General features: G+C 63.8%; 13 protein-coding genes and 1 tRNA gene. 7 read left to right on the top strand and 7 right to left on the bottom strand.

Features of this window, described 5'->3' with window-relative positions; genetic code table 11:
- Positions 1 to 160: 160 nt before the first annotated feature.
- Positions 161 to 565, top strand: coding sequence for a hypothetical protein (locus tag AC1RR3_RS18710; RefSeq protein ID WP_492824578.1), 405 nt, complete (start codon positions 161 to 163; stop codon positions 563 to 565).
- A 79-nt stretch (positions 566 to 644) separates the two neighbouring features.
- Here the strand turns inward: AC1RR3_RS18710 and infC are convergent, their stop codons facing one another.
- Positions 645 to 1,184 (bottom strand): translation initiation factor IF-3, encoded by a 540-nt coding sequence (gene infC / locus AC1RR3_RS18705; RefSeq protein ID WP_085969949.1) that lies wholly within the window; start codon positions 1,182 to 1,184, stop codon positions 645 to 647.
- A gap of 272 nt (positions 1,185 to 1,456) precedes the next feature.
- On the opposite strand from infC, the gene AC1RR3_RS18700 reads away from it, so the two are divergent.
- Together AC1RR3_RS18700 and AC1RR3_RS18695 are read left to right on the top strand one after the other, a co-directional pair.
- Positions 1,457 to 2,245: an alpha/beta hydrolase gene (locus tag AC1RR3_RS18700; RefSeq protein ID WP_492824577.1), complete on the top strand. Its 789-nt coding sequence runs from the start codon at positions 1,457 to 1,459 to the stop codon at positions 2,243 to 2,245.
- 148 nt (positions 2,246 to 2,393) lie between these two features.
- On the top strand, positions 2,394 to 2,861 hold the full coding sequence (locus tag AC1RR3_RS18695) for a nuclear transport factor 2 family protein (protein WP_492824576.1): 468 nt from the start codon (positions 2,394 to 2,396) through the stop codon (positions 2,859 to 2,861).
- A gap of 9 nt (positions 2,862 to 2,870) precedes the next feature.
- Here AC1RR3_RS18695 and AC1RR3_RS18690 read toward each other — a convergent pair whose 3' ends face one another.
- The 3 genes from AC1RR3_RS18690 to AC1RR3_RS18680 form a co-directional block, all read right to left on the bottom strand.
- Complete coding sequence (locus AC1RR3_RS18690; protein ID WP_492824575.1) at positions 2,871 to 3,668, bottom strand: acyl-CoA thioesterase domain-containing protein; 798 nt, start codon at positions 3,666 to 3,668, stop codon at positions 2,871 to 2,873.
- A 199-nt stretch (positions 3,669 to 3,867) separates the two neighbouring features.
- The gene (gene queG, locus AC1RR3_RS18685) at positions 3,868 to 5,043 is read right to left on the bottom strand and encodes a tRNA epoxyqueuosine(34) reductase QueG (RefSeq protein WP_492824574.1); all 1,176 of its coding nucleotides are present in this window, start codon (positions 5,041 to 5,043) and stop codon (positions 3,868 to 3,870) included.
- The gene (locus AC1RR3_RS18680; RefSeq protein ID WP_492824573.1) at positions 4,992 to 5,684 is read right to left on the bottom strand and encodes a glutathione S-transferase family protein; all 693 of its coding nucleotides are present in this window, start codon (positions 5,682 to 5,684) and stop codon (positions 4,992 to 4,994) included. The genes queG and AC1RR3_RS18680 overlap by 52 nt, the downstream gene beginning before the upstream one ends.
- Positions 5,685 to 5,853: 169 nt before the next feature.
- Here AC1RR3_RS18680 and AC1RR3_RS18675 point away from each other — a divergent pair, with 169 nt between their 5' ends.
- Complete coding sequence (locus tag AC1RR3_RS18675; protein WP_492824572.1) at positions 5,854 to 6,660, top strand: undecaprenyl-diphosphate phosphatase; 807 nt, start codon at positions 5,854 to 5,856, stop codon at positions 6,658 to 6,660.
- Positions 6,661 to 6,852: 192 nt separating this feature from the next.
- On the opposite strand, the gene AC1RR3_RS18670 is transcribed toward AC1RR3_RS18675, so the two are convergent.
- Positions 6,853 to 7,818: a complex I NDUFA9 subunit family protein gene (locus AC1RR3_RS18670; protein WP_492824571.1), complete on the bottom strand. Its 966-nt coding sequence runs from the start codon at positions 7,816 to 7,818 to the stop codon at positions 6,853 to 6,855.
- A gap of 151 nt (positions 7,819 to 7,969) precedes the next feature.
- Between AC1RR3_RS18670 and AC1RR3_RS18665 the strand changes: the two genes are divergently transcribed.
- Positions 7,970 to 8,056: transfer RNA gene (locus AC1RR3_RS18665), tRNA-Leu, on the top strand.
- Between the two features lie 64 nt (positions 8,057 to 8,120).
- Here AC1RR3_RS18665 and AC1RR3_RS18660 read toward each other — a convergent pair.
- Positions 8,121 to 9,311 (bottom strand): GAF domain-containing sensor histidine kinase, encoded by a 1,191-nt coding sequence (locus AC1RR3_RS18660; RefSeq protein WP_492824570.1) that lies wholly within the window; start codon positions 9,309 to 9,311, stop codon positions 8,121 to 8,123.
- Positions 9,312 to 9,412: 101 nt separating this feature from the next.
- Here AC1RR3_RS18660 and AC1RR3_RS18655 point away from each other — a divergent pair, with 101 nt between their 5' ends.
- A complete protein-coding gene (locus tag AC1RR3_RS18655; protein ID WP_492824569.1) occupies positions 9,413 to 9,796 on the top strand; it encodes a response regulator in 384 nt (127 codons plus the stop codon).
- Between the two features lie 40 nt (positions 9,797 to 9,836).
- Here the strand turns inward: AC1RR3_RS18655 and AC1RR3_RS18650 are convergent, their stop codons facing one another.
- The gene (locus AC1RR3_RS18650) at positions 9,837 to 11,108 is read right to left on the bottom strand and encodes an MFS transporter (RefSeq protein ID WP_492824568.1); all 1,272 of its coding nucleotides are present in this window, start codon (positions 11,106 to 11,108) and stop codon (positions 9,837 to 9,839) included.
- 418 nt (positions 11,109 to 11,526) lie between these two features.
- Here AC1RR3_RS18650 and AC1RR3_RS18645 point away from each other — a divergent pair, with 418 nt between their 5' ends.
- The gene (locus AC1RR3_RS18645; RefSeq protein ID WP_492824567.1) at positions 11,527 to 13,050 is read left to right on the top strand and encodes a glycosyltransferase family protein; all 1,524 of its coding nucleotides are present in this window, start codon (positions 11,527 to 11,529) and stop codon (positions 13,048 to 13,050) included.
- Positions 13,051 to 13,139: the final 89 nt, after the last annotated feature.

The following is a 13,139-nucleotide window of genomic DNA, read 5'->3' as shown; positions in this document are numbered from 1 at the left end:
AAACACCGCCACGGCAGCCCTTAATCAGCCGGGCGATGAAGGCCGGGCTTATGACAGAGAACGGGCGAATTGGCAACGATGAACCGCTGGAACCTGGCCGTCGACTATCCGGAATTGCTACTCTCATTGTCCAAGTCGTGTCGCCTGGAGCAGGACCCAAATGGCCCATTTCCCGCAATTTCCCTCCTTTCGGACTGATTTCGCCCGCCAGCGCCATCTGGCGCTGCTCGCCGTGCTTGCCACGGCCGTATTGCCCTCGACCGCCGACGCCCGCGTCGGCGGATATGACGGCATCTGGAACGTCACCTTCGCCACCACCCGCGGCAATTGCAGCTCGGGCTACAGCGTCCCCTTCACCGTGACAGGCAGTCGCGTCTCGTCCGCCGGCGGCGGCCGGGTCTCGGGCGCCGTCAAGCGCTCTGGCGCCGTCGCGGTCCAGGTCTCGGTCGGTGCATCCCATGCCAATGGTGGCGGCCGGCTGGCCGGCGCGAATGGCGCCGGTTCGTGGAAGGGCATCATTTCCGGCGATCAGTGCAGCGGCACCTGGCAAGCGACGCGGAGCTAGCCTCGCACCTCGGCAAAACAAAACGGCCCGCCGGAGATCTGGACGGGCCGTTGAACTCTCAAGTCCTGACGCGCGGTTCTCAGCGCGGTGCCAGCACCATGACGACCTGGCGACCTTCGAACCGTGCGTCCTGCTCGACCTTGGCGAGCTCGGCGACGTCGGTCTTGATCTTGTCCAGCAGCTTGGTGCCGATCTCCTGATGCGCCATTTCGCGGCCGCGATAGCGCAGCGTAATCTTGACCTTGTCGCCCTCTTCGAAGAACCGCTGCATCGCGCGCATCTTCACGTCGTAATCATGATCGTCGATCATCGGGCGGAGCTTGATCTCCTTGATCTCGACGGTCTTCTGCCGCTTGCGGGCTTCCGCGGCTTTCTTCTGAGCCGAATACTTGTACTTCCCGTAGTCCATGATCTTGCAGACGGGAGGGCTGACATTCGGCGAAATCTCAACCAGATCCATGCCCGCTTCCTGGGCCATCTTGATGGCGAGGACGGTCTCGACCGTGCCCTTGTTGTCACCGGTCTGATCAATCAGCTGGATCTGCGCATTGCGGATATCATCATTGATGCGCGGCCCGTCTTTGCTGGCAGCGGGCGGAGCTTTATTAGGACGGCGAATGGGTGGTTCTCCAAAGTTGTGAAAGAGGCAGCTACTTTGCAGGAAGATGTGTTTGCCGGCAAGCAATTCGCTCGTGCGAGGGGCGAAAAAGCCTCAAATGCGAGGCATTTCGGTCACGCCCATCGGCACGGTGACGGACATAGACACCTTGCCTCTGTTCCGCAAGCGTCCCCTGGTACCAATGCAAGGACTAATAAAAGGGTCAACACCGATGCCGCGCCTGCGGAAACACGTCCGGACAGCTCAAACCGCGCGGCCAGAGTAAACGTTCCATGACCGATGCAATTCCCGATGCCGTGCTCGACTTCATCGAATTGGGCGAGGGCCCGTCCGCGCGCAGGATCGCGGTGCGCCGCCGCGCCGGACGCGGCCCCGGTCTCGTCTGGCTCGGCGGGTTCAAATCGGACATGCAGGGCGGCAAGGCGGTGGCGCTGGACGCCTGGGCCGGCGAGCACGGCCGCGCCGCGGTCCGGTTCGACTATTCCGGCCACGGCGAATCCAGCGGCGATTTTGCCGATGGAACCATCGGACGCTGGCTCGCGGACAGCGTCGCCGTGGTCGAGCGGTTCTGCGACGGCCCGCAAGTCCTGATCGGCTCCTCCATGGGCGGCTGGATGGCGCTGCTGCTCGCCCGCGAGATCAGGAAGCGTTCTGGTAAGGCGTCGCTCGCGGGGCTGGTGCTGATCGCGCCCGCGCCCGACTTCACCGAAGAGCTGATGTGGAAGAATTTCTCGCCCGCGGTGAAGCAGGAGATCGAGACCAAGGGCTTCTGGCTGCGGCCGTCCGACTATGGCGACGGCTCGCCCTATCCGATCACGCGCAACCTGATCGAGGAGGGCCGCAATCATCTCGTGCTCGGCAGCGCCATCGATCTCGGCTGCCCCGTCCGCATCCTGCAAGGCGCGCAGGACCCTGATGTGCCCTGGCAACACGCCTTCGCGCTGACGCATCGCCTGCCGGCCGATGACGTCGTGCTGACCCTGATCCAGGACGGCGACCACCGCCTCTCGCGCCCGCAGGACATCGCGCGCATTCTTGCCGCGGTGGCCGAGATCGGGTGAAATCGCAACCCAACACTCGGTGTCATCGCCCGACTTGATCGGGCGATCCAGTATTCCAGAGGCGGTCGTGCTCAAGCCGAGAAGCCGCGGCGTACTGGATGCCCCGGTCAAGCCGGGGCATGACAGAAACGGGGAAGGAGAAGCGCCGATGTCCACCACCGCCATGCTGCGCGCCTTCTGCGACGCGGTCGAGCAGCGCAACGGCAAAGCCTTCGCGGACCTCTTCACCGAGGACGGCGTCTATCACGACGTCTTCTACGGCGCCTTCGCAGGCCGCGAGAAGATCGCCGCGATGATCGACGACTGGTTCTATCGCACGGCGACCGATTTCCGCTGGGACATGCACGACCCCGTCACCGACGGCACCACGCTCTATGCGCGCTACACCTTCAGCTACAAATCAACCTTGCCGGAAGCAGGCGGCGCGCGGGCGATGTTCGAGGGCGTTGCGATCGTGACGCTGCGTGACGGCAAGATCGTGAGCTATCACGAGGTCGCCAACACCGCGCCGGCGTTTGTCGATCTGAAATTCGCGCCTGAAAGGATCGCGAAAATCGTCGGCAAGCAGGGCGCGGAGCTGAAGGCGCGGCCGGAGATGAAGCGGCACCTCGCGTGACGGCATCGCCTACGGCGCTGCCGGCTTCGCCATCGGCTTGCGCTGTGCGAGCGCCGCGACCGTCGCGGTGCCGATCGGGCCCTGCTCGTCATAGAGCCAGCATTCGCCGATCGCGACGCCGTCCGTGGCCTGGTGGTTCACCACATCGAAGCCGATCCAGTTCGTCACCGGCAGGCGGTGCAGATAGATCGTCACGTCGCTGTTGATATAGCCGAGCCCCTTGTCGCCGGCATTCGCAAATGGGCTCGCAAAGTCCGCACCAACCGCGACATGGACGAACGGCGTCATCGGCACGCCCGCAACGAGCTCGCGCACCTCGCTCATCCACAGCCGCCGCGGTCCGAGCGAGCCCATATGGCCGACGATCGGCCGCGTCGTCCATTTGCCGTGCATGCCGAGCCGGGGATCGGTCGGCCTGGGAATGTCAGCCGGCTTCGGCACGTCCCAGTTTGGCGGCGACCAGACATTGCCGTCCGGATTCTGCGTCCGCCGCAGCAACTGGCACGAGGCGCGCGCCATGCTGACACCGCCGGAGAGAAATTCCGCCTCGACCACGCGGATGCGTAGTCCGTCGCGCACCAGCCGCGTCGTCACTTCGATCGGCTTGTCGATGGTCGGTAGCCGAAACATGTCGACGGTCAGTCGCGCCGGCACGAGGTCAGGACCGGAATGGCGCTCCTCGATGGCAAAGCCAAGCAGGCCGATGATGACGCGTCCGTGCAGCGATTTCGGATCCCATGGACCGTTGGCGACTTCCGTCGGATGGAATGTATCGCCGTCGCGCGTGAAGAAAGGCATGTTTGTCATGGCACGCGACTTTGCGGGAACGGGTGGGGAAATCAAGTCTCTGACCCTCATGGTGAGGGGGCGCGAAGTGCCGTCGCCACAACAACGGTGTCATCGCCCGGCTTGACCGGGCGATCCAGTACTCCGAGGCGGTCGTGATTGAATCGATAGGCCGCGGCGTACTGGATGCCCCGCCTTCGCGGGGTATGACAGCGGAGGGTTAGGCGGCGGTGTGCCACTCCTGCCTCACACCTTCATCGCGTTCTGCGCTCATCGCGGCAGACTTCATCGCATCGAACTCGCTGCGCCCCACCAACTGCCCCAACGCCCATACAGCAGCCCCACGCACCAGCGGGCTCGCGTCGTCGAGCAATCGCCGCGCCTCCTCGGCCAGCGCCATCTCCCCCGAGTTGCCAATCGCAATCAGCACATTCCGCAAGAACCGGTCGCGGCCGATGCGCTTGACCGGGGACTTGGTGAACAGCGCACGAAACGCCGCATCGTCGAGCCGTGCCAGCTCGGCGAGAGAAGGCGCCCGCAACTCGTCGCGTGCCGCGAGCTTCGCCTCGCGCCCTTCCTGTGCGAACTTGTTCCAGGGACAGGCGGCGAGGCAATCGTCGCAGCCATAGATGCGGTTGCCGATGGCTTTGCGAAACTCGCGTGGGATCGGTCCCTTGTTCTCGATGGTGAGATAGGAGATGCAGCGCCGCGCATCGAGCTTGTAAGGCGCGGGAAACGCCGAGGTCGGACAGATGTCGAGACAGGCCTGGCACGAGCCGCAATGATCGATCTCGGCGCCGTCGCGCGGCAGTTCGAGCGTGGTGTAGATCGCGCCGAGGAACAGCCATGAGCCGAACTCGCGCGAGACGAGATTGGTGTGCTTGCCCTGCCAGCCCAGATGCGCGGCTTGCGCCAGCGGCTTCTCCATCACCGCCGCGGTGTCGACGAACACTTTCACTTCCGACGGCGCGGTCGCGACCAGCCAGCGCGCCAGCGCCTTCAGCCGCTTCTTGATCAGGTCGTGATAGTCGTCGCCCTGCGCATAGACCGAGATCGCCGCGCGCGTGCGCTGTTGCAGGATTTTCAGCGGATCAGAGTCGGGGCCGTAATTGACGCCGAGCATGATCACCGAGCGCACGTCGGCCCACAGCCCGCGCGGATCGACGCGGCGCTCCGGCTGTGCGGCGAGCCAGTCCATGTCGCCATGGCCGCCCGAGGCGATGAATTCGAGGAAATGCTTTCCAGCGTGCTCGATCGTGCCTGGTTCGGTGATGCCGATGCAATCGAAGCCGAGCGTACGCGCTTCGCGCGTCAGCGCCGTCTTCAGGTCAGTCGGGTCGGCGTTCAGAAATCCAAATCCACATAGGTCCGCGACGCCGGCACGCCCGCGAGCCATTCGCTCAGCAGCGGACGGAACGACGGACGGGATTTCACCCGCGCGTACCACGCCTTTGCCGCGTCGTCCTCGCTCCATGGCACGTCGCCCAGATAGTCGATCGCCGAGAGATGCGCCGCGGCGGCGAGATCCGCGTAGGTGAGCCGGTCGCCGGCGAGGAAGTTACGCGTCTGCGCCAGCCAGCCGATATAGGCCAGATGATAGCGCACATTGGCCCTGGCGGCGCGCAACACGTCGGCCGAGGGCGCACCGCCGCCGCTCTCCTCGCTCATGAAGCGCTTGTAGATGCGCTCGGTGACGAGAGGATTGGACGCCTCCTCGAAGAATTTTTCATTGAACCAGGCCATCAGCCGGCGCACTTCGACGCGCTCGGCGATCGTCTCCGGCATCAGGCGCTTCGGTCCCATCTCGGCGCCATAGGCTTCGTCGAGATACTCCGCGATGATGGGAGCGCCCGGTATCGGCGGCTGCTCGTCGTCCAGCAGGACCGGTGTCGTGCCCGCCGCATTGAGCAGCAAAAATGCCTCGCGCCGTTCCCAGCTGCGCTCCTCGACCAGCTTGAGGTCGAGCCCGTACTCGCCCGCGATCAGGCGGATGAAGCGCGAATGCGGACAGAACGGATGATGAAACAGCGTAAACATGAAGCCTTTGACTATGTGATGGTGCTTAAGATTCCATCAATGTTTGTGCGGCGCCACACTAGTCCTTCAAAACCGCGAAGCAAGAGCGTGATGGCGCATTTTGCGATTGCAGCATTTGGGGGAATAGGCGAGAAGAACCCGGTTTTTCCAGCGGAAATGGACCGTAAATATGTCAGATGCAATACGGGCAGTGATCCTCGGCATCATCGAGGGTGTGACCGAGTTCCTTCCCGTTTCCTCGACCGGCCACCTGCTGCTAGCCGAGCGTTTCTTCCATCTTGGTGAAGGCGCGTTCTGGGATTCGTTTACGGTTCTGATCCAGTTAGGGGCGATCCTCGCGATCGTCGTGCTGTACTTCAAGAAATTGTGGGATGTCGCGGTCGGCATGTTCACCGGCGACGCCGATGCGCGCCGCTTCGTGATCGGCGTGCTGGTGGCGTTCCTGCCCGCCGTCATCGTCGGCCTCGTCGCCGGCAAATATATCAAGAGCCTGCTGTTCAATCCGTGGGTCGTGTGCTTCTCGCTGATCGTCGGCGGCGCCATCCTGCTATGGGTCGACCGGCTCGATCTCAAGGCGCGCGAGCATGACGCCACCCGCTTCCCGCTGCTGATGTATCTCTATATCGGCATCGCACAGTGCATAGCGATGATCCCGGGTGTGTCGCGCTCCGGCGCCAGCATCGTCGCCGCGATGTTCCTGGGCGCCGACAAGCGCGCGGCGGCGGAGTTTTCGTTCTTCCTCGCCATCCCCACCATGATCGGTGCGTTCGCCTACGATTTCTACAAGAACCGCTCCGAGATGACGATGGACCACATGGGCATCGTCGCGATCGGCTTCGTGGTGTCGTTCATCACCGCGATCATCGTGGTGAAGACGTTCCTGAGCTACGTCACCCGCCACGGCTTCGTCGTGTTCGCCTGGTGGCGCGTCATCGTCGGCACGCTCGGCCTGATCGCGCTGGCGCTGGGGCGGTAATCTCTCGCACACGCGCACCGCGGATCGAAGCTGAGGTTCTCAAGTGCCGCCGCAATGACGGTGCGCCCCCTCGCCCGCTTGCGGGAGAGGGTTGGGGAGAGGGTGTCTCCACGGAAAGACTCACCTAGAGGATAAAGCCCTCACCCGACGCTTCGCGTCGACCTCTCCCGCAAGCGGGAGAGGTGAGCAAGCCTACGCGCTTTTGCGCTGGAACTGACCCTGTGGGCGGAAACGCCAGAGATATTGCGGGGCGATCGCTTCCAGCGAGTCGGCCGTGATGCCGAGGCCTTCCAGCGTCAGGCCTGCCGCCTTCGCCGCATCCGACACGATGTTGTCGCGCTCGAGCAGCGTGACCTGGTCCGGCGTCAGCTTGAAGGCGCCCGGCGCGAATTGCAGGAAGTTGGCCTTGAAGCGGGCGAGGCCGAACGGCAGCGGCACCAGCATCGGCTTGCGATCGGCGATGGCGACGATGGCCTCGATGATCTCGCGCATGGTCAGCACTTCCGCGCCGCCGAGCTCGTAGGTCGCGCCCGCCTTGGCCTTGCCGTCGACGGCATCCGCGATCGCGGTGGCGACGTCGCCGACATAGACCGGCTGCATCTTGGTCTCGCTACCGATCAGCGGCAGCACCGGCGACATCCGCGCTAGCGCCGCGAAGCGGTTGGTGAACTGGTCCTCGGGGCCGAACATCACGGAGGGGCGGAAGATCGTGGCCGACGGTACCGCCGCCAGCACCGCGGCCTCACCGGCTGCCTTGGCCTTGGCGTAGCGCGAGGGCGAATCAGCGTCGGCGCCGATCGCGGAGACATGCACCAGACGGGCTCCGGCGGCAGCAGTCGCCTTGGCGACCGTCTCGGCGCCCTTGGCCTGGACGGCGTCGAACGTCTGTGCGCCGCCCTCGGCGAGGATGCCGACCAGATTGATCACGACATCCGAATCACGCAGCGCCGCCTCGACCGAGGCCGGGAAGCGCAGATTGGCCTGCACCACATGGACCTGGCCGACCTTGCCGGACGGCTGGAGGAAGCCGGCCAGTTCAGGCCGCCGCACCGCAACACGGACCCGGTAATCCCGCCGGCACAGCGCGCGGACGACATTCCGGCCCAAAAACCCCGATCCGCCGAAAACCGTGACGAGAGTTTCCGAATTCGATGCCATGGGGGTCCATTCCTGCGGGTGAGTAGCGCGTTATCAGGCTTGTATCGGTCCGGTTTGCGATGCGCAATCCGCATCCCCGCGCAGGTGCCAAGCAGCATTTGACAACCGCGTCACCGAACCTTAGTAACCGCCTCCGTGCCCCAAACGGCATGCCCAGGTGGTGGAATTGGTAGACGCGCTGGCTTCAGGTGCCAGTGGCTTAACGGCCGTGAAGGTTCGAGTCCTTTCCTGGGCACCATTTTTTTCTGGATACACTGCAATTCCAGATAGATAAGCCCTTTCATAGTGCTGCACTGGCCCGCTCAGATCGGCATCTCGAAAGAGAATGTCGTTTCGCTTGCGGTCGAAACCGCACTCAGCTTGCCGCCATGGGCCTGGGCGATCTGCGAGGCGATGTAGAGGCCAAGGCCGAGGCCGTGCTGGCTGGGCCGGTCGCCGCGCGTGTAGGGCTTGAAGAGATTCGCCAGCGCCTTTTCGGATATCGGTGGCCCTTCGTTGGACACCGTCAGATCGAACGTTCCGTCGGAGGTCTTGGCGGCGACGTGGATCGGTCGTCCCTGGTCACCATACGTCACCGCATTCCCGAGCAGGTTCGAGAACAATTGTCCCATCTTGCCGCGATCGCAGTTGATGGGCTCTGCGATCCGGATCGATGAACTGATCGTCACGTTTGGCCAGGCCGTCCTGAATTCAGCGATGATCTGCTCCAGCACTGGCGTCAGCGGCTGCATCGCGTCTCGCTGGATCGTCAGGCCGCCGCCGAGGCGGCCTCGTGCGAAATCCATGATGTTTTCGACCATGCCGGCCATGCGATGAATGGCCTTTTGAACGCCAAGTGCGATTTCAGGCGCGTGCCCGGTATCGAGATTCTTCAGCAGCAGGCGCATGCCTGCATCGACGGCGGCCAGCGGATTGCGAAGATCGTGCCCCAACACGCCGATGAACTGCTCGCGCAGCTCGGCCGTCTTGCGCTCGTCGACAAGGTCGGCCTGGCTGGCGTGAAGGTCGGTCTGGCTCCGCTCCAGGCGTTGATTGAGCTCGAGCTGCGCAGCGATCAGCTCGGCCAGCAGCTGAAACGTGGTGAGGATTTCGGGCGTGCGCAGCTCTCGCGGCGTGGGGTCGATGGCGCACAGCGTTCCCCAGACAGTTCCGTCGAGCAGGATGATGGGCGCGGAGATATAGCTGCGAAATCCATACATCGCCGGTGTCGGGTGATCGCAGAAGGCGCCGTCCGTCTGCACGTCGTTGATGACGACCGTGTTGCCGTGCTGCCGGATCTCGTTGCAGATGGTCGTCTCGACACGCAGCTCTCCGCCGGGCTTAAGGCCGAAGGCGATGCTGTCCCGAACGGCGCAGCAAACCCACTGATCCGACGTAACGCGAGCGATCGCGATGAAGCCCATGCCCGTCACGCGTGCGGCCAAATCCAGGATCTTGGGAACTGCCCCGATCTGCTGGACGGCATCCACGTCCGCCTTGATGTCAATTGTCATGGTGAACCCTGGCCCTGTTCCAACCAACGCGGTTCTCCGCAAGACGTTCGGCGGAACAAAGCGGCCATTCGGACCTTATGCTCGGTTATGCCGGAGCGTAAGTGTCCAATCTCAGCAAGCATATTGACGTGATCCTGGTCGTCGAAGACGACCTCCTCATCCGCATGAATGCGGCTGACATGGTACGGGATATGGGCTTCGACGTTCTGGAAGCCGCGGATGCGGACGAGGCCGTCAAGCTTCTCGAGACCGTGCCTGAAATCACCGTCGTCTTCACCGATATCCAGATGCCGGGATCGATGGATGGTCTTCGGCTTGCGGAGGTGATCAGGCACCGGTGGCCACCCGTGCTGCTTCTGATTACGTCAGGCCAGCTCAGCCCGGTCGCTGATGACATCCCGCGCGGGGCGCGGTTCATGCCCAAGCCGTATCTTCCGACCCAGCTTCACGACCAGCTTGAAATGCTGGCCGATGCGCGCGCGTAGCGGGCGGGGCCTTCAGCGCGACAAACCAGCCGCTTGTCCCTCATACCACGCTTCTGCCTGCCCGCTCCGCCACCCCCTTCTGCACAAAATACATGGCGACCAGTGTGATGATCGTCGTCGTGACGACGACGTAGCCGATCCGCTCGAAATGGAGCAGCGAGCCGTCCGGTTGCTGCGCGATGATCGCCGCGGCGAGCACCGAGCCGAGCCCGCCTGAGAGCTGCTGCAACGAGGCGCTGACCGCGCTGAACGAGCCGCGCTGGCTGGGATCGGGGATCGCCGAGATCAGCGCCTGCGACGGGATCATGCGCGAGAAGATGCCGACGAACATCAGGACGTTGACGATGATCGCGGTCACCAGCGAGACGTGGCCGAGATGGGTGTAGATCAGCACCATGACGACGGTCATCACGCAGCCGAACACGAAGGTCGGATATTTGCCGAAGGTGTCGCTGGCGCGGCCGACCAGTGGTCCGGTGACGATGCTGAACAGGCCGGAGACCAGATAGATCGTCGGCAGATGCACGATGTCGATGCCGATATTGTTCACGGTGAAGGCGCTGGAATACGGCATCAGCATGTAGCCGCCGGTCGCCAGCAATGTCGTGACCGCGAAGGCCAGCGTGTAGCGCGGCTCTCCGATCGTCGCGACCAGATGGTGGAACGGGTTTCTGTCCTGCTTCAGTTTCAGATGCGCGTCGACCGGCTCCATGGCGAAGGCGATGATGGCGATCGCCAGGATCGACAGGCCGACGATCGCGGCGAAGCAGACGTGCCAGTTCCAGTGATTGGCGAGAAATAGCCCGGCCGGAACGCCGAGCACCTGGCTTGCGGCAAACGCAGTCTGGACGAATCCCATCACGCGACCGCGCAAATGCAGCGGAAACAGATCGGTGACGATGGCCAGCACGATCGAGCCGATCACGCCGCCGAACAGTCCGGTCACGACGCGGCCGATCAGCAGCACATGGTAAGTCTGCGCCAGCGCGCAGAGCAACGTTCCGAGCGTGAAGCCGACATAGAAGAACAGCAGCAGGCGCTTGCGATCGAACCGGTCGGCGAAGCCGGCGGCAAGGATGCCTGAAAGTCCGGCGCTGAACGCGTAGGCCGACACCGCGACGCCGAATTGTCCGGCCGTGATGTCGAGCGAGGGCATCATGATGGCGCCGAGCGGGGACATGATGATGAAATCGAGAATGATCGTGAACTGAGCGAATGCAAGCAGCGCCACGAGGAGTGACTGGTAGCGCGAAAAGCCGCGCTGGCGGTCCGATTGATCGTCGATAGGCGCAGCGAGCGTCTGTTCGGTCATGTCATTTTCATTCACGGTGAAGGGGAGCGAAGGGCGCGGGAGGCTGGCAACAGATAGGGTGCGCCGCGACGATTTTCACCGGGCGCCTGGTGCAGGTTCCGGTGGCGCAACGCTCGAGAGGCTTCCGGGTCTTGCCGACTCCCCCTAATTAATTGAAATTGCTTGCATATTATCTGTTCACCGTCCGAGCCGGGAGCAGCAAGGACGCGCAAAGGCTTGCGCGCGGTCGAGGTTGGGACCCAATTGCAGGACCGGAATTTACGCGACCTTAGACAAGTTCCCCTAAGTCACGATCAGGCGCGCATCGGACGACAAGCGAGCGCACAGACCGGCACCGTCAGGACCGTCTGCGTCGGGGCGCCAGTTTTGCCGCGGGACCCAGGGAACGCCGAAGCAGGAACGCTGAAGCTCAAGAGCAATGACAAGTCGCGCTGCAGTTCTGCCCACCGCCATCGTGCCTCCGGCCAAGACCGAAAGCTTCGCGGCGCGGTATGGCATTCTCTGCGCATTGCTGCTGTTGGCTGCGGCCGTCCGACTGCCGCTCGCCTTCTGGCCGAACATCAGTCACAACGATGAGATCTATCAGTATCTGGAGCCGGCCTGGCGTCTGCTCGGCCATCAGGGCGTCGTCACCTGGGAGTGGCGCGACGGCATTCGCAGCTGGTTTCTGCCGACCCTCTTCGCCGGGCCGGTCGCTCTCGGCGATTGGCTTGCGCCGGGCGGTTGGGGTGCCTTCGTCGTGCCCCGGCTGGTCGTCGGGTTCGCCTCGCTGTCGATTGTGGTGACGGCCTGGCATTTCGGCGAACGCATCTCGAGGTCGCATGCCATCGTTGCAGCGCTTGCCGCCGCGGTCTGGTTCGAGCTGGTCTATTTCGCACCCCACACGCTGAGCGAACCGCTGGCGACGGCCGTGATCTTGCCGGCAGCCTATCTGCTGACCGGTGAACTCTCGCAAAAGCGTCTCTTCATCGCCGGCGGGCTGCTCGCGCTCGCCTGTGTGTGGCGCTTCCAATATGCGCCGGCCTGTGCGGTGTTCGCACTGGGGGCGTGCTGGCGGAATCCGCGACACGCGGTGGCCTTGATAGCCGGCGGATGCGTCGTGCTGGTGCTCGCCGCCGGCGTCGATGTGGCCCACGGCTCGGCGCCGTTTGCGTGGCTCGTCCTGAACATTCAGCAAAATCTCCTGCACGACCGCGCATCGGAATTCGGTGTCGCGCCGGCGTTCGCCTACGTCCACCTCATTTCGGTTCTGTGGTCGGGCACGACGCTGCTGATGCTGCTGGCGCTCTGGCGCGGCTGGCGACATGCCCCTCTGCTGATCGTCGCGGCCGTCGTGAATATCGCGTTTCACAGCATGATCGTGCACAAGGAATACCGCTTCATATTCCTGTCGATCGTGCTGCTGGTCGTCGCCGCGGCACTCGGCTCGGCCGATTGGGTCGAGATGATGCGCCGTCAGCGCGCGTGGCGCTTCCGGGCACGTCCTGTGGTCTGCGCCGGCTGGGTTCTGCTGTCGCTGGGTCTGTCGGGCGCGACCCATATCATGCACGACAATTGGATGCGGGGCATCGGCGAGGCCCGTCTGGCGGCGGACCTCGACGCCGATCCGGAATTCTGCGGTCTGGCCCTGTACGGCATGCACGATCCCTTCGTGCCTGGGCGCGGGCAGCTCGCGGCCCGCAAGCCCGTCTATTCCTTCTACCCGACCGATCCTCTGGCCAACGGGCAGCTTCCGGCCCTGGTGAAGCAGCACCAACGCGAATTCAACCGCGTCATCGGCCCGGCGAGACTGGCAAGTGAATTGCCGGCGGATTTTGCGCGACGAAGCTGCGCAATGACGAGTGATGAAACCGAGTCCTGCGTCTTCGCGCGACGCGGCGCTTGCGATGTGGGGGTCAGCCCCTTCGGCATCAACGACGTGCTGGTGCGCCTCAACTACTAGAGCGTTTTCGAGGCTCCAGCCCGATGCTTGCGCCGGCGACCGCCAGCGGATACATCGCGGCCAGCTCTCGCCAGCGTCTGTCCGGGGTA

Source organism: Bradyrhizobium sp. GW821-FHT13H05, assembly GCF_058804065.1.
Note: the sequence above shows the minus strand (reverse complement) of the source record. Positions and strands in the feature narration are given on the sequence as shown.